General features: G+C 40.6%; 19 protein-coding genes and 1 tRNA gene. 6 read left to right on the plus strand and 14 right to left on the minus strand.

Annotation, left to right across the window (positions count from 1 at the left end):
• Nucleotides 1-110 precede the first annotated feature (110 nt).
• From eno to rpoN, 6 genes are all read right to left on the minus strand, one after another.
• The gene (gene eno / locus FFM66_RS10810) at nt 111-1409 is read right to left on the minus strand and encodes a phosphopyruvate hydratase (RefSeq protein WP_048604758.1); all 1299 of its coding nucleotides are present in this window, start codon (nt 1407-1409) and stop codon (nt 111-113) included.
• Between the two features lie 117 nt (nt 1410-1526).
• Nucleotides 1527-2282 (minus strand): triose-phosphate isomerase, encoded by a 756-nt coding sequence (gene tpiA / locus FFM66_RS10815; protein ID WP_137605916.1) that lies wholly within the window; start codon nt 2280-2282, stop codon nt 1527-1529.
• A 66-nt stretch (nt 2283-2348) separates the two neighbouring features.
• Nucleotides 2349-3539, minus strand: a complete 1191-nt coding sequence (locus FFM66_RS10820) for a phosphoglycerate kinase (RefSeq protein WP_137605917.1) — start codon at nt 3537-3539, stop codon at nt 2349-2351.
• A 114-nt stretch (nt 3540-3653) separates the two neighbouring features.
• Complete coding sequence (gap, locus tag FFM66_RS10825; protein ID WP_048604755.1) at nt 3654-4655, minus strand: type I glyceraldehyde-3-phosphate dehydrogenase; 1002 nt, start codon at nt 4653-4655, stop codon at nt 3654-3656.
• Nucleotides 4656-4696: 41 nt separating this feature from the next.
• A complete protein-coding gene (locus tag FFM66_RS10830) occupies nt 4697-5734 on the minus strand; it encodes a sugar-binding transcriptional regulator (protein ID WP_048604754.1) in 1038 nt (345 codons plus the stop codon).
• Between the two features lie 219 nt (nt 5735-5953).
• On the minus strand, nt 5954-7273 hold the full coding sequence (gene rpoN, locus FFM66_RS10835; RefSeq protein ID WP_137605918.1) for an RNA polymerase factor sigma-54: 1320 nt from the start codon (nt 7271-7273) through the stop codon (nt 5954-5956).
• A gap of 54 nt (nt 7274-7327) precedes the next feature.
• On the opposite strand from rpoN, the gene FFM66_RS10840 reads away from it, so the two are divergent.
• Nucleotides 7328-7399, plus strand: a tRNA-Arg gene (locus tag FFM66_RS10840).
• A 226-nt stretch (nt 7400-7625) separates the two neighbouring features.
• Here the strand turns inward: FFM66_RS10840 and rpoE are convergent.
• On the minus strand, nt 7626-8231 hold the full coding sequence (gene rpoE / locus FFM66_RS10845; RefSeq protein WP_048604752.1) for a DNA-directed RNA polymerase subunit delta: 606 nt from the start codon (nt 8229-8231) through the stop codon (nt 7626-7628).
• Between the two features lie 75 nt (nt 8232-8306).
• Nucleotides 8307-8738, minus strand: a complete 432-nt coding sequence (locus tag FFM66_RS10850) for a YwiB family protein (protein WP_048604751.1) — start codon at nt 8736-8738, stop codon at nt 8307-8309.
• 150 nt (nt 8739-8888) lie between these two features.
• On the opposite strand from FFM66_RS10850, the gene FFM66_RS10855 reads away from it, so the two are divergent.
• The 3 genes from FFM66_RS10855 (at nt 8889) to yidA (ending at nt 12072) form a co-directional block, all read left to right on the plus strand.
• Nucleotides 8889-9704: a lipoate--protein ligase family protein gene (locus tag FFM66_RS10855; RefSeq protein WP_137605919.1), complete on the plus strand. Its 816-nt coding sequence runs from the start codon at nt 8889-8891 to the stop codon at nt 9702-9704.
• Between the two features lie 172 nt (nt 9705-9876).
• Nucleotides 9877-11247: an HD domain-containing protein gene (locus FFM66_RS10860; protein WP_048604749.1), complete on the plus strand. Its 1371-nt coding sequence runs from the start codon at nt 9877-9879 to the stop codon at nt 11245-11247.
• A gap of 9 nt (nt 11248-11256) precedes the next feature.
• Nucleotides 11257-12072 carry a sugar-phosphatase gene (gene yidA, locus FFM66_RS10865; protein WP_048604748.1) on the plus strand — a complete coding sequence of 272 codons (816 nt, stop codon included), beginning with the start codon at nt 11257-11259 and terminating at the stop codon, nt 12070-12072.
• 61 nt (nt 12073-12133) lie between these two features.
• On the opposite strand, the gene FFM66_RS10870 is transcribed toward yidA, so the two are convergent.
• Nucleotides 12134-12577 (minus strand): NUDIX hydrolase, encoded by a 444-nt coding sequence (locus FFM66_RS10870; protein ID WP_048604747.1) that lies wholly within the window; start codon nt 12575-12577, stop codon nt 12134-12136.
• Nucleotides 12578-12742: 165 nt separating this feature from the next.
• Here FFM66_RS10870 and gloA point away from each other — a divergent pair, with 165 nt between their 5' ends.
• On the plus strand, nt 12743-13117 hold the full coding sequence (gene gloA, locus FFM66_RS10875; RefSeq protein WP_048604746.1) for a lactoylglutathione lyase: 375 nt from the start codon (nt 12743-12745) through the stop codon (nt 13115-13117).
• Between the two features lie 23 nt (nt 13118-13140).
• On the plus strand, nt 13141-13845 hold the full coding sequence (locus tag FFM66_RS10880) for a gamma-glutamyl-gamma-aminobutyrate hydrolase family protein (protein WP_137605920.1): 705 nt from the start codon (nt 13141-13143) through the stop codon (nt 13843-13845).
• 64 nt (nt 13846-13909) lie between these two features.
• Here the strand turns inward: FFM66_RS10880 and FFM66_RS10885 are convergent, their stop codons facing one another.
• From FFM66_RS10885 to FFM66_RS10905, 5 genes are all read right to left on the minus strand, one after another.
• Nucleotides 13910-15163 (minus strand): ABC transporter permease, encoded by a 1254-nt coding sequence (locus tag FFM66_RS10885; RefSeq protein ID WP_137605921.1) that lies wholly within the window; start codon nt 15161-15163, stop codon nt 13910-13912.
• The gene (locus tag FFM66_RS10890; RefSeq protein WP_137605922.1) at nt 15156-16055 is read right to left on the minus strand and encodes an ABC transporter ATP-binding protein; all 900 of its coding nucleotides are present in this window, start codon (nt 16053-16055) and stop codon (nt 15156-15158) included. The genes FFM66_RS10885 and FFM66_RS10890 overlap by 8 nt, the downstream gene beginning before the upstream one ends.
• Nucleotides 16056-16071: 16 nt before the next feature.
• Nucleotides 16072-16734 carry a DUF2812 domain-containing protein gene (locus tag FFM66_RS10895; RefSeq protein ID WP_048604742.1) on the minus strand — a complete coding sequence of 221 codons (663 nt, stop codon included), beginning with the start codon at nt 16732-16734 and terminating at the stop codon, nt 16072-16074.
• Nucleotides 16712-17047: a PadR family transcriptional regulator gene (locus tag FFM66_RS10900; RefSeq protein WP_137605924.1), complete on the minus strand. Its 336-nt coding sequence runs from the start codon at nt 17045-17047 to the stop codon at nt 16712-16714. The genes FFM66_RS10895 and FFM66_RS10900 overlap by 23 nt, the downstream gene beginning before the upstream one ends.
• A 141-nt stretch (nt 17048-17188) precedes the next feature.
• A complete protein-coding gene (locus tag FFM66_RS10905) occupies nt 17189-19312 on the minus strand; it encodes a L,D-transpeptidase family protein (protein WP_137605925.1) in 2124 nt (707 codons plus the stop codon).
• Nucleotides 19313-19618: the final 306 nt, after the last annotated feature.

A 19618-nucleotide genomic window follows, 5' to 3' on the forward strand; every position in this document is an offset into this window, starting at 1 on the left:
CCAAATGCTTTTTGTTATAAAAAAATATTTAGTGTCCTTACTCGATTTGAGTAACAACACTAAATATTATAGAACCAGGCTTTTTCAATCAAGTAAACAAGCGTAATGGCTTATTTATTTTTCAAGTTGTAGAAAGATTTCAAACCTTTGTATTCTGCAACTTCACCAAGTTGGTCTTCGATACGTAGTAATTGATTGTATTTTGCAATACGGTCAGTACGTGAAAGAGAACCAGTTTTGATTTGTCCAGCATTTGTTGCAACAGCGATATCAGAGATGGTTGAATCTTCTGTTTCACCAGAACGGTGAGAAACAACAGCAGTATAGCCAGCTTCTTTCGCCATTTCGATAGCGTTGAAAGTTTCTGTTAAAGTACCGATTTGGTTTACTTTGATCAGAATTGAGTTTGCAACGCCCATGTCGATTGCTTTAGCTAATTTTTCAGTGTTTGTAACGAATAAATCGTCACCAACTAATTGAACTTTGTCGCCTAAAGCTTCGGTTAATTTCTTTGTACCTTCCCAGTCGTTTTCGTCTAATCCGTCTTCGATTGAGATGATTGGGTATTTAGCAACTAAATCTTTGTAAAGTTGGATCATTTCTTCCGTTGTTTTTTCGCCTTCGCCTGAATCAGCTAAAACGTAAACACCTTTTTCTTTGTCGTAGAATTCTGAAGAAGCAGCATCCATAGCAAGAACAACGTCTTTACCAGGTACATAGCCAGCTTTTTCGATAGCTTCGATGATTACTTCGAAACCTTCTTCGTTTGAACCTAAGTTAGGAGCGAAACCACCTTCGTCACCAACTGAAGTAGCTAGACCTTTAGATTTCAAGATTGCAGCTAAAGCGTGGAATACTTCTGCACCCATACGCAAAGCTTCTTTGAATGTTGGTGCGCCAACAGGCATAATCATGAATTCTTGGAAGTCGATAGAGTTGTCAGCATGTGAACCACCGTTGATGATGTTCATCATTGGAGTTGGTAATACTTTTGTATTGAATCCGCCTAAATAATGATACAAAGGAATTTCTAAATAGTCTGCAGCAGCGCGAGCAACCGCAATAGAAACGCCAAGAATAGCATTTGCGCCTAATTTACCTTTGTTAGGAGTGCCGTCTAAAGCGATCATTGCTTTGTCTATAGCCATTTGGTCACGAACATCGTAGCCGATAACAGCTTCTGCGATGATGTTGTTTACGTTTTCGACAGCTTTCGTTACACCTTTTCCGCCATAACGAGCTTTGTCGCCGTCACGCAATTCAACTGCTTCGTATTCACCAGTTGAAGCTCCAGAAGGAACCATTCCGCGACCAAAAGCACCTGATTCAGTATAAACTTCTACTTCGATTGTTGGGTTACCACGGGAATCAAGGACTTCGCGTGCGTAAACATCAGTAATAATTGACATGTTTGTTTCTCTCCTTTGGGTTTGTTTTATCTAAAGGGATTCACCCTTACGAACAATTTTAGTTAACTTTCGTTGTTTCTGCAAATAGAAACCCTTTTATCTTAGCAAGTACTCAGATTATTTTACAGCATCTAATAAAGCTAGGAATGAATCTGGTTGCAAGCTTGCTCCGCCGACTAATGCACCGTCGACATTTTCTTTTGCCATATATTCAGCAATATTTTCAGGTTTTACTGAGCCGCCGTATTGGATACGTACTTTGTCAGCAACTTCCTTGCCATAAAGTTTTTCAACTGTTTGGCGAACAACGCCACAGATTGTGTCTGCAATTGTTGCATCAGCAGATTTGCCAGTACCGATTGCCCAGATTGGTTCATAAGCGATCACCATGCTGGCAACTTGTTCAGCAGAAAGATCTGCCAAACCGCCAGTGATTTGTGCTTCAATCCATTCTGCAGTTTTGCCTGCTTCATACGTTTCTAATGTTTCGCCACAACAAAGAATTGGCAACATACCATTTGCAAAAATTGCTTTTGCTTTTTTGTTGATGTCTTCATCTGTTTCGTGGAAATATTCCCGACGTTCAGAGTGACCGATAATCACATATTGGATGCCAAGATCTGCCAACGCAGCAGGTGAAGTTTCACCAGTGTAAGCACCAGCATTTTCCCAGAAACAGTTTTGTGCTGAGATTTGTAATTCAGTTCCTTTAGCTGCTTCTGCTAATTCTTGTAGGAATAAAGCAGGTGCACCAATAACGGAATCCACTTTGTCATTTCCAGGAATTTTTGTTTTGACTGCTTCTGCAAATTCTTTTGCTTCTGCTGCAGTTTTGTTCATTTTCCAGTTACCGGCAATGATTGGTTTACGCATAATTTGCACTCCTTTTTTTACACACCATTAGGCAGCCTGTAATCAGGCTACCTAAATAGAATCGTTTTATTTATCGTTAATTGCTGCAAGTCCAGGTAATACTTTACCTTCAAGTAATTCTAAGCTTGCTCCGCCACCTGTTGAGATGTGGGTAAATTTATCCGCAAAACCAAGTTGTTCTGCTGCTGCTGCTGAGTCGCCGCCGCCAATGATGGTCGTTGCGCCTTCAAGGTTAGCGATGGCTTCACAAACACCAATCGTGCCGTTTGCAAAGTTAGACATTTCGAACACACCCATAGGTCCGTTCCAAACAACTGTTTTAGCGTCTTTTAATGTGTCCGCAAATAATTTCACAGAAGCTGGACCGATGTCTAAAGCCATCACGTCATCAGCGATATCCCCTTCAATTACTTCTGTTGGGACATCATTTGAAAATTCTGTTGCACAAACGTTGTCAATTGGTAAAACAAGTTTGTCGCCAGCTTTTTCAATCAAGCTTTTAGCTAATTCGATTTTATCTGATTCAACCAATGATTTACCGATTTTGATACCTTTTGCTGCGTAGAATGTATAGGTCATTCCACCACCGATAAGAATCTTATCTGCTTTAGGAATCAAGTTTTCGATTACGCCGATTTTGTCAGAAACTTTTGCTCCGCCAAGAATTGCGATCATTGGACGTTTTGGATTTTCAACTGCTTCACCGATGAATTTAATTTCTTTTTCCATCAAGAAACCGGCAACTGTTGGGATACCGGTTGAAGCAATCCCTACGTTTGATGCATGGGCACGGTGAGCTGTTCCGAACGCATCATTAACAAATACATCGCCTAAAGAAGCCCAGTATTTTCCTAAATCTGCATCGTTTTTGCTTTCTTTTTTGCCATCAACATCTTCAAAACGGGTATTTTCAAAGACAACAACATCGCCGTCTTTCATATCAGCAATTGCTGCTTCCAATTTTGCACCACGAGTTTCAGGAACGAAGGTTACTTCTTTGCCTAGCAATTCGCCTAAACGTTTTGCCACAGGAGCCAAAGATTTACCTGCTTTGTCTTCTTCAGTTTTTACACGGCCTAAGTGTGAAAACAGAATTGCTTTTCCGCCTTGTTCAAGAACATAGTTGATTGTTGGCAGTGCAGCTTTGATACGAGTATCATCACCGATCACGCCATCTTTCAAAGGAACATTGAAGTCAACACGGACAAGGACTTTTTTATCTTTTAAATCGATATCTTGAACTGTTTTTTTCGCCATGGATGTTTTCCTCCCAAAAAGTAGATTACTCAAATTTTCATAAAAAAAGCGGAGAAGCGCGTCGCTTCCCCGCTTTCATCGTGCAATGTTTGGTTCTACAGTTGTACGTGAATCTTATAATTTTGCGAAGTATTCTAAGGTACGTACTAATTGTGCTGTGTAAGACATTTCGTTGTCATACCAAGCAACAGTCTTAACAAGTTGTTTGCCGCCGACTGAAAGAACTTTTGTTTGTGTTTCGTCAAACAATGAACCGTAAGTCATGCCAACGATATCAGATGAAACAATTGCATCTGTATTGTAGCCGTATGATTCGTTTGAAGCTTCTTTCATTGCTGCATTTACTTCGTCTGCTGTTACGTCTTTTTCAAGAACAGTAACTAATTCAGTTAATGAACCAGTTGCAACAGGAACACGTTGAGCTGCTCCGTCTAATTTACCGTTCAAGTCAGGGATTACTAAGCCGATAGCTTTAGCAGCACCAGTTGTGTTAGGTACGATGTTGGCTGCAGCTGCACGGGCACGACGGAAATCGCCTTTAGGATGAGGTCCATCAAGAGTCATTTGGTCACCTGTGTAAGCATGGATTGTTGTCATCAAGCCTTCAACGATACCAAATTTGTCGTTCAAAGTTTTAGCCATAGGAGCTAAACAGTTAGTAGTACATGAAGCACCTGAGATAACAGTTTCTTTACCAGTTAATGTTTCATGGTTCACGTTATAAACGATTGTTGGAACGTCATTTCCACCAGGAGCAGAGATAACGACACGTTTTGCGCCAGCTTTTAAGTGTAATTCAGCTTTTTCTTTTGAAGTGAAGAATCCAGTACATTCAAGAACGATGTCAACACCTAGTTCGCCCCATGGTAATTCTTCAGGGTTGCGGTTAGCTAAAACCTTAACTTCGTTGCCGTTAACGTTAAATGAACCTTCGTGAACTTCAACAGTACCGTTGAAACGTCCTTGTGTTGTATCATATTTTAACAAGTGAGCCAACATGTTAGCATCTGTTAAATCATTGATTGCTACAACTTCGATTCCATCTACATCTTGGATACGACGGAATGCTAAGCGTCCGATACGTCCGAATCCATTAATACCTACTTTAACTGTCATTTAAGATTTCCTCCTTATGAAAATCAAAAAAATTTTTATTTTTAAAGGGTTGCCCCTTTTAAAATCTCATTAGCAGCAGCTTCATCTGTGATGAGCCACGTTTGTTTTGGTGCATTTTTCATATAGGCATGAATCGCTTTGGCTTTACTCTTTCCGCCAGCGACTGCCAAAATAATGGGAATATGCTGTAAATCCTTCAACTGCAATCCGATTCGAGGAACCTTATAAACGATTTTTCCCGATTCATCGAAAAAGTAGCCGAATGATTCTCCCACTGCGTTATTTTGTTTGAGCATCAAAATCTCGCTCTCAGTCATCTTTCGACGCGCCGCCATGTGCAACGCCCGTCCAATACTATGAATAACACAATTCGCCTTGCTTATCAAGTTTAAGACTTCAATGATCAAGGGTTCTTGCAACAAAGAATCATAGGTTGCTGAACTTAATTGTTCAGGAACGTATAGTGCGCGGTGATCCCCGTTTGTCTGCATCGCCATCACAGCACTTACTGAGTTGGCCTGCACGGTAACTGCTTCACCAATTCCACCGCGAGCAGGAACAAATAAATTGTGCCGTTGCTTGCTTTCAAGGTTCGTCAAACTTTCTGCGACCGTCGCCATCGTGGTACCGCCCATTACAGCAATAATATTTCTGCCTTCTGGAAGCAGCAGTTCTAACGATTCATTCAGCAAATCGCCAAATTTCGTCACCACTTTATTTTGCTGGTCACTGTCACCTGAAGCAATCAGACAGCGCTCATTGCCAAAATAATCTGCCAACCGTTTTTCCAGTTGGTGCATCCCAAACAGTTGATCCATCACTTTATTCAGCGAAGCATAAACTTCTTCGCCTTTTTTCGTTAAGGTCATTCCACTTTTGGATGAATCGATTAATTGGAGTTTTTTTAACAGATCCGTCTCGGTTCGTAAGACTCGCTCGGTCAATTCCAGACTTTCCGCCAAATTTCGTCGGCCAATCGGTTGCATCCAATAGATATTGCGCAGAATTTTGAATCGTTCCTGCAACACCGATAAGATGTCTGGAGCAACTGCTTCAATCATTTTTAATTCATCAAGCATGAGAAACTCCTCCGTGGGACTTTTTTTGTCCGTCATAGACTTAAACCGACCCGTCCAATGTAAAAAAAATTGAACATTTGTTAAAATCAATCTCACACAGGTAATAGTATCACTTTACCGGGTATTACGCAACTGAAAAACTTCTCGCTTTCTGAAAACAAAAACACCACAGCGCAATTTTTACTCCGTGGTGTATCGTAAATCATTTTCTGAAAAAAATCAATCAAATCTTTTCCTTTTTGATGAACTAGGGATTCCAAGGGCATCACGATACTTGGCAACCGTACGCCGTGAGATGGCGATTGCTTCTTTTTCCAGCAGTTCAACTAATTTTTGATCAGATAAGGGCTTGCGTTTGTCTTCCTCTTCTACCAAGGTCTTTAAGCGTTGTTTTACCGTTGCGGTGGATAAATCTTCCCCGGTTTCTGATTGATTAGTTGCTTTCTGACTAAAAAAGGTTTTTAATTCAAACACACCAAATTCCGTTTCGAGATATTTTCCGTTAACGGCCCGACTGACGGTTGATTCATGAATCGCAAGCTCTTCAGCAACCTCTTTTAAAATCAGCGGTTTGATGGGACGTTTTTCATCAAAGAAAAAATCCTGTTGATGACGGATGATGGCTTCCCCCACACGTAAAATCGTGTCACCTCGTTGGTGAATGGTTTTTTGTAGCCATTCAAAATCCTGTTGCTTTTCTTTTAAATACTTGAGAACTTCCGGTTCTTTATTTTTAGCCATCTGATCAAAATAATGCTGTTGGAATTTGACTTCCGGCATTCCTTGACGATTCGAAGTCAAGCGAAGCTGTCCATCTTTTATCTTCACTGATAGATCTGGAATGATGTACAAGCCTTCTGTCGATCCAAACGCCGCCCCCGGTGTGGGAGTCAAAGTTTGAATATAATCAAAAACTTGTTGGACTTCTTGCAACGTGATGGCAAAATGCTTGGCGATCAGCTCCCATTTCCGATGAACCAATTCTTCAAAAGATTCTTCCAGCATAATATACGCCAGTTCCGGCGCATAATCGTCCCGTTCAATCTGCAACATCAAGCATTCCCGCAAATCTCTGGCACCAACGCCCGCAGGATCAAGCTGTTGAATCAAAGTCAACGCATCCAGCATTTGAATACTCGTTGCTCCGGTTTTTTCTTGCGCTTCTTCCAACGAAAGTTTCAAATAACCATTTAAATCAATATGCTCGATTAAAAAAAGGACCAATGTTCGCAAATAGGTATCACGATAATTGAGATGCACTTGATCCAGTAAATATTCAAATAAAGAAATCGTCGTATCTGGAATTTGACTGAGGTATTCCATCTCTTTTCCCGTTGAGGATCGTGGCTTGGAATAGTTCATTGTATAATTCGGTTGAGAAATTTCAATCAATGGATTTTCCAAGGCTTCGGCCTCGACAAACTCGGTCAACTCATCAATAGAAAACTGCAAAACCTGAATAGACTGCTGTAATCTCTGGGTCATCGCCAGTTTTTGTGTCTGTTTTTGCTGTTGTGAAAAACTTTGTTCAAATTTCATTGATTTTCCCCTTGTAATTTCTCTTAAAATTCGATAAACTAATATTCGTTCGATGCGTCCTTAGTGTAGTGGATATCACGTAAGATTCCGGTTCTTGAGACGGGGGTTCGATTCCCTCAGGACGCGTACCATTTATCTGGATGAACTGGCAGACACTTTTCAATTGAAGAGTGTCTTTTTTTTGACAATTACTTAATTCATCCAATTTTGTCCTGCTTGACAGTTAGTTGCTTTCTTCATTATAAACAAATTCAGTCAAAAAAACACCCTGCAATAGTCTTACTGCTATCCCAGGGGTCGCTTTCATACTTATCCGTTTTCTTCAGCACCATGAAAAAAAGAATAGCTCTCGCTACTCTTCTTCCTCATCATCAAAATCATCTTCGTCGTCATCATCAATGATCGTCAAATCTTCTTCGATGTTGCCTGGCACTTCTTCTTCGTCATCCGTATCTTCGTCTGCGCCGATTTCTTGCAAATCAGAATTGTATGCCGCGATTTCTTCATCTTCGTCATCGTCGTCATCGTACAATTCTTTATCATCTTCATCATCTACTAAATCAGTATCTTCTGGATCATCATCATTGTAGTCGATGGCATCGTCATCACCACTGATAAACGCATTGACTTTTTTCCGTTTGCGTTTGCGGGGAGTATCTTCGTCTTCTTCATCGATACCATGATTGACTTCTTCATCGATAGAATCGATCGCGTACCATGAACGTAAGCCCCAGCGATTGTCTCCTAGAGAAATAAAACTGCCATCAATATTTAAATCAGTATAAAATTGTGCCAATGAATCACGAATAACACTATCTGATTTTCCCAGATAGGTTTGGATTTGATTGACCAAATCTGAAAATTCCATGACATCGCCACGTTGTTCTAAAATTGCGTGAGCAACTTCAATCATAGACAATTCGTCTTTATTGACACCTTCAAAAACATTAATTTCCAATTAGGACACGTCCTTTCACAGTCTACGCTTAATCATACAAAAATGTTGTCGAAAATGCAATTTTTTCTTTAAAAATCATGCAGTAAAATCCAAAGAAATTTGATATTCCCCAATTTTTTCATCTGCCATGAAAAGATCATAGGCAACAAAAACGGTTCCCGCAGTTGGCCGATCCTTCAAACTGACGTGCAGATCCTTTGTGAAGGTGCTGAAAAACATCATCCCATAAGGCGTTTTATAGCTGGTTTCCATTTTTTCCCGATAAACGAATTTCAACCGCATCCGCATTTCTCCAGCTCGTGTTAATTGAACGGCCCCATCCGGCATTATTTTGATTGTCACCGGTACTTCCTCGTTGTCTTGTACTTCTTTGTACCGAATATAAAGGGTGTCTCCCATTCTCACCATTTGTCCTTGCAGATCAAAAAGAAAATCCTGCACTTCGCCTTTTTGCCGAACCTTCGTTGCTAACTTAATCGAAATCGGCAAACCATTTGTTACATCCATTTTTTTGGCTCCTTTTACATTTTATCCATTTATAGTTATTGTTCACAGTTTTTACTCGTTTGTCAAACGTTGCGTCTAAGGGACAGGTTGATTACTACTTTTTTCCATTTTTCGTATATAATAGGGAAGATAAAGTGAAGGAGTTTTTTTATGAAGCCGATTTTGATCGATCAAGCACCGTATCCTCATGACCAAGCCTACCTGCCTTTTGCCCTGACCGACCTTTTGATTGACAGCGCCAGTCGTACCCGCCAATCTTATTTTCATTTTTGGCAATTGGAACATACTATGATTCTTGGTATGAAGGATACCCGTGTAGAAAATTTAGCCGCTGGTCTTGCCACACTGCAACAACAAGGATATCCACCCGTCGTACGCAATTCCGGCGGTCTCGGTGTCGTTGCGGATGATGGCATTTTAAATATTTCATTGATCCTTTTCAATCATGAAAAAAAATGGACCACCGAGGCGGCTTATGAAGAAATGTTTGCGTTGATTCAGCAAGCCTTGCCAGAACTAACGATTGAAGCACGTGAAATCAGCGATTCTTATTGTCCCGGTACCTATGATTTTAGTGTAAATGGACAAAAAATCGCCGGTACAGCCCAACGTAGAATCAAAGACGGCATTGCGATCATGATGTATCTGAGTGTCAATGGAGATCAAATCCAGCGGGGGGAACTCGTTCGGGCGTTTTACTTGGCAAGCTTGCCGACTTCTTTTGGTGAAAATGGCTATCCCCCCGTTCGACCAACCAGCATGACGACAGTTGCTGCCTGTTTAGGAAAACCAACTACTGTTGAAGAATTGAAACAGCGTTTTTTATCTGCACTGCAAATCACTGCTTCCGCCTATGATTCTCAAAAATGGGTCAAAGAATCAAATTTGACAGAGGATTACGCTGATAAAATCACTCGAATGATCCAACGAAATGAAGTGATTAAAGCGACATTGAACAACGCATAAATTGTAGTGACATACCTCAACCTATGACAGAACTTTTCTCAAAAAATTTTATTGATTAAAGCTAATTCCACTTTTCCCAAGTACTCGAGTGGAATGGAGATAGAGCGTGAGAAACTAACGCCATTTTCTTAACAGCAAATGGCGTACATTAGTACAAACAAGGAGCGAACCCATGACGATACCTTATAAATACCAACATCTGCCGATCGAAAAAGTTTTTCGTGACCCGGTCCATAATTATATCCATGTGCAACATCAAGTGATTTTAGATTTAATCAATTCAAAGGAAGTCCAACGCTTGCGGCGAATCAAACAGTTAGGAACGACTTCTTATACCTTTCACAGTGCCGAACACAGCCGTTTCTCCCATTCATTAGGAGTCTACGAGATTTCCCGGCGCATTTGTGACATTTTTCAGCGAAATTTTTCTCAGGAAAAAATTGGCACCGGTGGTTGGGATGATCGGGAGCGATTGGTCACTTTGTGTGCGGCATTGCTTCACGATGTCGGTCACGGTGCTTTTTCTCATACCTTTGAACATATTTTTCAAACCAATCATGAAGCAATCACAGTTGAAATTATCACGTCACCAGAAACAGAAGTCTATCAAATCTTAAACCGTGTCGAAGCAGGTTTCCCGGAAAAGGTTGCCAGCGTCATCACCAAAACCTATCCCAATCCTCAAGTGGTTCAAATGATTTCCAGCCAAATCGATGCGGACCGGATGGATTATTTGTTGCGGGATGCTTATTTTACCGGAACTGAGTATGGTACCTTTGACTTGACCCGGATTTTGCGGGTAATTCGTCCTTATGAAGGCGGCATCGCGTTTGCAATGAACGGAATGCATGCTGTGGAAGATTACATCGTCAGTCGCTACCAAATGTATGTACAAGTCTACTTTCACTCAGTTTCCCGAAGTATGGAAGTGTTATTGGAGCACCTGCTGAATCGCGCCCATGAGCTGTATCAGGAATCCCCAGAAATTTTTGAATTGCATTCACAACTGCTGCTGCCCTTTTTAAAACAGTGCTTCTCTCTGGAAGATTATTTAAAATTAGATGACGGTGTGCTGTCCACCTATTTTATTCAGTGGAGCGAAGAAAGCGATCCTGTTTTAAGTGATTTAGCTAAACGTTGGTTGAACCGAAAACCATTAAAATCTGCCCTGTTTTCTGGCGATAGTCAACTGCCCTTAATTGAAAAATTGCAACAGCTGGTCGAACGAGTCGGTTTCAATCCGAAATATTATACCGCAATCAATTCCAGCTATGATTTGCCTTACGATTTCTATCGTCCGGAATTAGGAAAACACCGCACGCAAATCGAACTGCAGCAAAAAGACGGAACATTGGTGGAGCTTTCCAAAATCAGTCAATTAGTGGCTGCCTTGGCAGGACAAGAACAAGTGGATCAACGCTTCTATTTTCCAAAAGAAATGGTTGACCCCATCTCGCAAGATAACTATGATTTGTTTAGTGATACCTACCAAGAATTTGCCCGTCATATTCATAATGGCGCTTTGGTGGAAACAACCCTTTAGGAGGATTTTATGTCAATCAAATTAGTTGCCATCGACATTGATGGTACCCTGGTCACAAGCAACCGCGAATTAACACAACAAGTTACAGAAACTTTGCAGGAAGCGCATCGTCAAGGAATAAAAATCGTTTTATGTACTGGCAGACCTTTGCCAGGCGTGGAGCCGGAGTTAGAAGCCTTGGGACTTACCGGTAAAGAAGATTACGTCATCACCTACAACGGCTCTCTAGTACAAGCGGTTCAATCCGAGCAAGTAATCTCTGCCTATGAATTGACTTATGAAGATTATTTGGAAATCGAGATGATGGCGCGAAAAGTCGGTGTTCATCTTCATGTTTCCGGTAAAGATGCCATCTACACTGCCAATCGTGATTTAAGTCCTTATACGATTTACGAATCCTTTTTAGTCAACATGCCGGTAAAATACCGCACGCAGGAAGAAATGAATCAAAACATCGAAATGATAAAAATGATGATGATTGATGAACCGGAAATTTTGGATGCTGCGATTGCTAAACTTCCTGACAGCTTCCGCCAACAATATACCGTTGTGAAAAGCGCCCCCTTTTATTTAGAGGTGTTGAACAAAAAAGCCAGCAAAGGTGCGGCATTAGCTAGCTTAGCGGCTCATTTAAATTTGCAATCTGAAGAAATCATGGCAATTGGTGACAATGAAAATGATTTAACAATGATCGAATACGCCGGAACCGGTGTAGCAATGAAAAATGCGATTCCCATGATTAAGGAAGCCGCTGATTATATTACCATCGGTACCAACGACGAAAACGGTGTTGCCGAAGCAATCAAGAAATTTGTGCTTCGCTAAACCAACCTTCTCTAGAAACAAAAAAAACGGGCGAGCCCATTTTTCTTTTGAAAAATGCAACTCACCTGTTTTTTTGTTTCAACCATTGCTGAACAGCCCACCGATGACTCCCCCGTTTTAACAGCAACATCGCATCATCGATACTATGCCATGAAATGTTATTCGTCGTTTCTGTGGGTTCAGCTACCTTTTCCCAAGACGTGACTGCATAAAAATAACCCGGATGATGATAATACGTATCTCGGTGACTAGAATAAAAATATTCGATGGCTTCTCCTAGATAGGAACCAATCGTTACGGTGAAGCCCAATTCCTCCAACATCTCCCGATTAATTGCCATCTCGTGTGATTCCCCGGCTTCAATTTCTCCACCAGGCAAGAAAAATGCGCCATTTGGTGCTTGCACCAAAACCAGCTCATTCTCGTTTTCAATTACAACATATGCCCCAAAGCGCGCTTTATAGGGTTTATCCTTTTCTTTTTTTCCAAAAATTGGTTGCTTCATCATTGCCTCCACATTGTGTATGCTTTATTTTACTCAATCCAATAGAAATCCACAAGTATTTCGTCAGAATATTCACAACAGGGTCTTTTTTTCAAAAAAAGCGTAACCCTTACGAATACACAGGGTCTATGATAAGATAAATGCAGAAAAGAAAGGATGATGACTATGAAAATGGCACATACATGTGTTCGAGTAAAAAATTTGGAGGCTTCGTTGGATTTCTATCAACAAGCATTTGGTTTTGAAGAAACCCGTCGCCGAGATTTCCCAGAAAATAAATTTACGCTGGTTTACCTGTCATTGCCAAACGATCCCTATGAATTGGAATTAACCTACAACTATGACCACGCTGCATATGATTTAGGTGATGGTTATGGACATATTGCGATTGCTGTCAGCGATTTAGAAAAACTGCATCAAGAACAAAAAGAAAAAAGTTACAACGTTACTGATTTAAAAGGTCTACCCGGTACCGCTCCTTCTTATTACTTCATCGTTGATCCCGATGGCTACAAAATTGAAGTGATTCGGGAAAAATAAGCACTCGATTGGAGAATTATCCTATGAAACCAATTATTGGAATTGCCGGTAGCGATCAGCAGCTAACGGAGCCTGATGCCCACTGGATTGCCTATACACCTCGAAGTTTTGTCGAAGGTATCCAGCAGGCTGGCGGTCTGCCCTTCATCTTGCCGGTTGGTAATCCGCAAGATGCCGCAGAGTACGTGGCGAGAATTGATAAACTTTTATTAGCCGGAGGTCATGACGTAGCTCCTGTGTTTTACCATCAGTTGCCTCATCAAAAACTAGGCGCTGTTTATCCGTTAAGAGATCGATTTGAACTGGCATTGATTCAAGAAGCCGTTAACCAAAAAAAACCGATTCTAGGTATTTGTCGCGGCATGCAGGTATTGAACGTTGCTTTTGGCGGAACCCTTTATCAGGATCTTTCTTTAAAAGAAGGAACGATCAAACATGTTCAAGCACCTACTCCGTTTCATATTCCGACACATCCAGTTCGTATTGAAGCAACAAGTCAACTGGCAAAAATCGTTGGCACAGACTATCAAGTCAATTCTTTCCATCATCAAATGATCGATCATCTTGCGGATGAATTTCGTATCATTGCAACTGCACCAGATGGCGTCGTGGAGGGCATTGAAAGTAAGCATCAAAAAATCATGGGACTGCAATGGCATCCCGAACTTACTCGAACCACGATTGCCAGTGAGCAAAAAATAATTGAATTTTTCGTCAGCGACTACTAAAAATGTCTAGCCTCCAAATTACGGGGCTAGACATTTTTGCTTGGTTTGATTCTCAGATGGATCTTTAGCGTTCGTTTTTCATTAAGGAGAAGGATTGCTTCAAGGCAGACCACACGCCGTTCTCATTGTAGATCAGCACATTTGATTTATACATTCTTGCAGAAGCCAGCATCATTACCAGTGTTGTTGCTGCTAAAATCAAAACAGAAACCACTGCCCCACCAGTTGCTACGGTATCATTTGCTAAACGAATCGGCATAGTGTAAGAAGACAAGAAGGGAATATACGAAGAGACCCGAATTACGATATTATTCGGATCAGCCGCTCCCAAAATCAAGCCTAACATGTAGCCTGCCAAAGAAAGATAGGTTACAGGCAAAATCGCTTTTGCTGTATCTTCTGCTTTATTGACCAATGAGCCGCATAAAGCTGCCAACACCGCATAAATCAAGATACCCAGCAGAACGAACAAAATGGTGAAGAAAAGAAACGGTCCGAATAAATCCCCCAATGAGAAATTGTCTAAATATTGTTTAACGATCGCCATATTCTTGATTCGGGAATAACTGATACCACCGATCAATCCATACAACGCAATTTGTGTGATAGCGACAAGCAGTACACCAGTCAATTTACCGTAAAAATGAGTTTGAGCTTTTGTACTGGACAAGATTACTTCCATAATTCGTGTCCCTTTTTCTGAAGCAATTTCTTGCGCGATAATCTGCGCATAAGTAATGATAAAAACAAACAACACGATTGTTCCTACATAGCTGACGATGTATTGAGCAAAGCTATTGTCCTCACCGGTTTCCATTTTACCGTCACTGTCGAAACTTACTTTTTGTTTCTCAAAGACAGCCGGCTGCGCCAAACTCGCCACTTGTTCTGATGATAACCCCAAGGCTTGTGCCCGAGCAGAGCTTTGCAAGTTGGATAAGGTTTGCTGAATAATCATTTCTGTCGACTGACCTAAAGAAGATTCACTGAATAAAGTCCCCTTCACTTCGTCTTCTTCCACAGCCAAAACCAGATAGGCATCTACTTTTTCTGATTTCAATTGTGATTGGGCTTTTTCCTCTGAATCGAATGCTTTAAACTGATAATCCTCCGTCTTGCTTTGCGCAAAGGCTTCTGCGACTTGCGGTTCGTCAGAATACACACCAATCGTCTTGATATCTTCTGCCTGTCCGGCAAATAATCCCGCCAAGTAGATCACACCGATGGCAATAAAGGGAATCAAGATCATGATTAGAAAGGAAATCGATTTAACATTTTTCTTGTAGACATCTGATGCAATGATCCAAAATTTATTCATGATCGGCACCTGCTTTCCATTTGAAGATTTCTTCCAGTGTTGGTGGTTGTTGATTAAACATTGGAATGTATCCATTTTGTGTTGCTCGAACAAAGATTTCTTTCCCGGCATCTGGATCAGTCAATGTAATTTCCAAACTGCCGTCTTCCCGTGTTTTCGCTTCATAGACCCCTTCGACTTGTTGAACGTCCTCCAGTGTTAAGCCTGACTCCAAAAAGACTTTTGTTCGCCCAAAGGATTCTCGAATTTCATGTACTTTGCCATTAAGAACGGTTCTGCCATCCTTTAACATAATAAGATGGTCACAAATTTTTTCCACATTGTCCATATTATGGCTAGAAAAGATGACGCAGGAACCCTTTTCCTTCAGTTCAATAATACCGTTTTTCAATAACTCGGCATTGACCGGGTCAAGTCCACTGAAAGGTTCATCTAAAATCACTAATTTTGGTTCGTGGATCAGCGTTGCAATCAATTGCACCTTTTGCTGATTTCCTTTTGACAAGGATTTGACCTTATCGGTTTTTTTTCCTTTCACCTGGAATTTTTCCATCCATTCATCAATTTTTGGTTCGATTTCCTGTTTGGTTTTCCCTCGTAACCGGGCAAAATAAATCAACTGTTCCTGAATGGAAACTTTTGGATAAAGTCCTCGTTCTTCTGGAAGATAGCCAATAATATTGTATTCTTTTGCACTTAAAGGCTGTCCATTCCATAGAACCTCGCCCCGATCTGCTTTTAAAAAATCTAAAATCAGTCGAAACGTGGTTGTTTTTCCGGCACCATTTTGACCAATCAGTCCCATAATTTGCCCATCTTGGATTGAAAAGGACAAATCATCTACCGCTGTGTATTCGCCAAAAGTTTTGACTAAATGTTTCACTTCTAACATCTTTCTTTCCTCCCAATCAATAAAAATTTCCCACGGCAAAGCCGATAATCCCGCCGATTACACCACCAATTCCCATTAAAACTAGCATATCTCTGCCCAAACGTTGGCGCTTTGCCAGACGCTCCGGTTGGTGAAAAAATGCCGCACGGTTGCGATACTGTATCTGCATAAATAACATGGCAACGCCATAACTGAATGGATAAAGTAGTAGAACACCACCAATAATCATCAGGTATTCTCCCCATCCCCAGTCAAACAGATTTTTTCCAATCAAACTGCCAAGCAACAGGAGCGTTCCTATCAGTGCTACCCAAAAGGACTGCCGCAATAACCAGCGCCACTCTGCAAAAATGCGTTCCTGATAACTTTTTTGATCTGAAAAAATCAAAGGTGTTCCCGGATCAGCCATAAAATAAAAATATTTGTGACGATAACTACTGATTGCTTTCCACCCACTTGCTTCATAAAATTCCAAGTACTCTGCTACTTCCGCTGGTTTTCCCGTAAAAAAATCAACGGCAAATAATTTTTCTGCCGGCTCACAAGCTTGAAAACTTAAAATACCCAGACGATTCATCTTCAAAAATTGCCAACCCTGCCGCTTTTTTTCTTGCAGCCGTAGCATTTCTTTTTCGGGATAAAATCCCACATTTAAACTAATGCTGTACTTTCTTTTCATTTGGTTCCCCTTCGATCTTTGCCAGCAGTCCCACACCGGCTTCGTAAAACAACCGCCGTCGTTCAACTTCATGTTTCAGGCTTTTTATTCCCTTTTCAGTGATTTGATAAATTTTTTTACGGTCTGAACTTTCTTCCAACAGAATCAATTGATTTTTTTGCAGTTTTTTCAAAATCGTATACATGCTTGCTGGACCAATTTCAAATGCTCCATTTGTCAATCCGCTGATTTCCTTCATGATTGCATAGCCATGTTGCGGTTTAAGCAATGCCAACAAAATCAAATACGTCGAATCTGTTAATGACTCCTCCATTGCTACTCCTCCTCACAAACTATATCATCAAACGATATATCACATAATGATATAGTAAGCGCTGTCTCTTTTTTTGTCAATAAAAAAATACAAGTTGAAGCAGGGAAAATCCACGCTTCAGCTTGTATAGAAGATACTTTTTTATTTATAAATTTTGACAGGTGTATTGTACGGAATGTTGTAGTAAAACCATTTTGCATCAGGCACCGATAGTCGAATACATCCGTGAGAAGCTCGCTGCCCTAATTTTGCGCCCTCAATGGGATTAAAAGCAGCCGTTGTTCCTGGATAGGCAATCGGAACCGTATGGAACAAATACACCCCATGTTGATGGTAGGAACGGTAATAGGCACCGCCAGAACCGCCAAACCAGAAAGAACTTCCTTTTTCCTGTTGAATCCGGAAATTTCCATAAGGTGTTGGATTATTCCAAAGCCCGGTAGAACACAACATTGTATAAATTATTTTAGAACCGGAACGGATGTAGACCCGCTGCTTGCTGACAGAAACTTGGATATTCAAATTATTTACCTTCAAAGATGGGTACCGGCCGCCTGTCGTATGCAACCAAAAATTATTTTGGACACTGTAGGTTTGATTGGATTTGATCCAGCCTAAATTTCCTCCCGGTAAAACCAAATAAAGATAGGTACCATTGTTGGTTTTGGCTTCTTTGATTGCCCGGGCCATATATCCTTTGTAAGTTGCCTTTTTCCCTAGCAAACGACTGTAAGGATCAGGATTAGCGAGAAAGTTTCCGCTGCCATTTGAAATTTTTACAAAACGATTAATGGTCTTTTGTGAATAAATGACATTCGGTGTCGTAAAGGCACCAGAATTGCCGTAGCCAACCCATTTCCCAGCAGTAGTGTAGAGCGAATAATAGGTTGCTCCATTAAAGTGGCGGTACTTGCCTTTGACTTGTAAAATTTGATTGTAATAACTGGTCGTGTTGTTGCGTTTTTGCCATGAGAAATTTTGCCACAGGGTATAATTCTTTTTGGCGACTCGAACCTTTCGTGTTTCCTTTTGCCAAATTCCGCCGCCATTATTTGCGACTGTGGCTGCTTTGGCATTCAAGTACCCGACCCATTTTCCTTTGTTGTTATACAAAGAATAATAGACTGATCCGTTTGAATGACCGTACTTTCCTTTTGCCAAAAGTGTTTGTCCCGCAAAATTAGCGGTTTTGTTGCGTTTCACTTTCCAATTAAAGTTGCCCCAAATCGTATAATTTTTATTAGTAATGGTCACATATTTTCCATAACTTTGATAGGTGCCCTGTGCTTGTGTTGTTGCCTTTACTCCGGCGGCATTTATATATCCCAGCCATTTTCCCTTCATGTCATAAAGAGAATAGTAACGTGCCCCGTTATAGTGTTGGTAACGCCCTTTTATTTTCACGGTCTTTCCAAAATAGGTCGAACTGATTCCACGTTTTTTCTGCCAGCCAAAATCATTCCACAGGGTATAATTTTTACTGGTGATTGTTGCATATTGATTTTCTTTATAAAAAATTCCCTGTTGTCCACTACTTGCAGTCGTACCATTGGCGTTTAGATACCCGACAAACGTTCCGTTGTTCAGATAAAGTGCTAGGTAGTTGGCCCCATTTGTGTGGTGGAAAACTTCTCCCACGCGTAAAGTCCGTTGATAATACGAATCACTTTTGCCTAATTCTTTTGAAAAACTCGGATCTTGCCATCGGGAATAGCCTTTTTTCGTTAATGATACATAACGATTAACCGTTTCATATGTTCCTGATAAAAAACGAACATCTGCTTTCTTGACCCAACCGATTGCTTGATTCTTTTGGTTAGAAACAGCGACAAAATCCCCTTCAGTCGTTTGCGCAATCATTGTTGTTTTGATTAGCTGTCCTGTTGGTAAGACACTGGTTGTTGGCGACAAAATCGTAGCCTGGGCAGTGTAAACTGTAACCTTTGATTGAACGGGTTGCAAATACTGCCGGTCATTTTTCTGTGAAGTGATTGTGATTTCAGCAACTTCAGCCGGTGCTGTTTCTGTTATAGCCGGTTTTATTGTTGATTCCTGCACCTCACTTGAACTGGTTGAACTGGATTCCTCTGAAGTTTCGGAAGTTAAAGAAGAACTAGTTGAATTGACTTGACTGCTGGTTGTCTCAGAAACAATTGAAGTATCTGTTGTCGTTAAAGACTCAATGGTTTCTGCAGAGCCCACAACTTGTAACCCACTACTCAAAAATAATATTCCACAAAAAAACACAAAAAATTTCTTTTTCATTTGAATCACCCCTTTTTCATTTTCCCACACTTAATTATAACATGTGGTTTTTCATTTCAACAAACAGGAACTGATTCAATGACAACGAAAAAATAAAAAAATAACCATCAAAAGATCCTTTACAAGATCTCTTGATGGTTTTATTTTGGTTCTATAATATTTAGTGTTGTTACTCAAAACGAGTAAGGACACTAAATATTTTTTTATAACAAAAAGCATTTGGTTCCTCTATAATTAAGTCGCTGAACCAACTATAGAAGGAGAATCCAAATGCCCATACCTAAGAATATCAAATTTAAGGATGAA

Origin of the sequence: Enterococcus songbeiensis, from assembly GCF_005405265.1 — a bacterium.
Taxonomy (GTDB): Bacteria; Bacillota; Bacilli; order Lactobacillales; family Enterococcaceae; genus Enterococcus_C; species Enterococcus_C songbeiensis.

Excerpts from the sequence above, each read along its gene's own strand:
- eno (WP_048604758.1), bottom strand. The coding sequence starts at position 1,409 with ATGTCAATTATTACTGATGTTTACGCACGCGAAGTCCTTGATTCCCGT.
- tpiA (WP_137605916.1), bottom strand. The coding sequence starts at position 2,282 with ATGCGTAAACCAATCATTGCCGGTAACTGGAAAATGAACAAAACTGCA.
- FFM66_RS10820 (WP_137605917.1), bottom strand. The coding sequence starts at position 3,539 with ATGGCGAAAAAAACAGTTCAAGATATCGATTTAAAAGATAAAAAAGTC.
- gap (WP_048604755.1), bottom strand. The coding sequence starts at position 4,655 with ATGACAGTTAAAGTAGGTATTAATGGATTCGGACGTATCGGACGCTTA.
- FFM66_RS10830 (WP_048604754.1), bottom strand. The coding sequence starts at position 5,734 with ATGCTTGATGAATTAAAAATGATTGAAGCAGTTGCTCCAGACATCTTA.
- rpoN (WP_137605918.1), bottom strand. The coding sequence starts at position 7,273 with ATGAAATTTGAACAAAGTTTTTCACAACAGCAAAAACAGACACAAAAA.
- FFM66_RS10850 (WP_048604751.1), bottom strand. The coding sequence starts at position 8,738 with ATGGATGTAACAAATGGTTTGCCGATTTCGATTAAGTTAGCAACGAAG.
- FFM66_RS10855 (WP_137605919.1), top strand. The coding sequence starts at position 8,889 with ATGAAGCCGATTTTGATCGATCAAGCACCGTATCCTCATGACCAAGCC.
- FFM66_RS10860 (WP_048604749.1), top strand. The coding sequence starts at position 9,877 with ATGACGATACCTTATAAATACCAACATCTGCCGATCGAAAAAGTTTTT.
- yidA (WP_048604748.1), top strand. The coding sequence starts at position 11,257 with ATGTCAATCAAATTAGTTGCCATCGACATTGATGGTACCCTGGTCACA.
- FFM66_RS10870 (WP_048604747.1), bottom strand. The coding sequence starts at position 12,577 with ATGAAGCAACCAATTTTTGGAAAAAAAGAAAAGGATAAACCCTATAAA.
- gloA (WP_048604746.1), top strand. The coding sequence starts at position 12,743 with ATGAAAATGGCACATACATGTGTTCGAGTAAAAAATTTGGAGGCTTCG.
- FFM66_RS10880 (WP_137605920.1), top strand. The coding sequence starts at position 13,141 with ATGAAACCAATTATTGGAATTGCCGGTAGCGATCAGCAGCTAACGGAG.
- FFM66_RS10885 (WP_137605921.1), bottom strand. The coding sequence starts at position 15,163 with ATGAATAAATTTTGGATCATTGCATCAGATGTCTACAAGAAAAATGTT.
- FFM66_RS10890 (WP_137605922.1), bottom strand. The coding sequence starts at position 16,055 with ATGTTAGAAGTGAAACATTTAGTCAAAACTTTTGGCGAATACACAGCG.
- FFM66_RS10895 (WP_048604742.1), bottom strand. The coding sequence starts at position 16,734 with ATGAAAAGAAAGTACAGCATTAGTTTAAATGTGGGATTTTATCCCGAA.
- FFM66_RS10900 (WP_137605924.1), bottom strand. The coding sequence starts at position 17,047 with ATGGAGGAGTCATTAACAGATTCGACGTATTTGATTTTGTTGGCATTG.
- FFM66_RS10905 (WP_137605925.1), bottom strand. The coding sequence starts at position 19,312 with ATGAAAAAGAAATTTTTTGTGTTTTTTTGTGGAATATTATTTTTGAGT.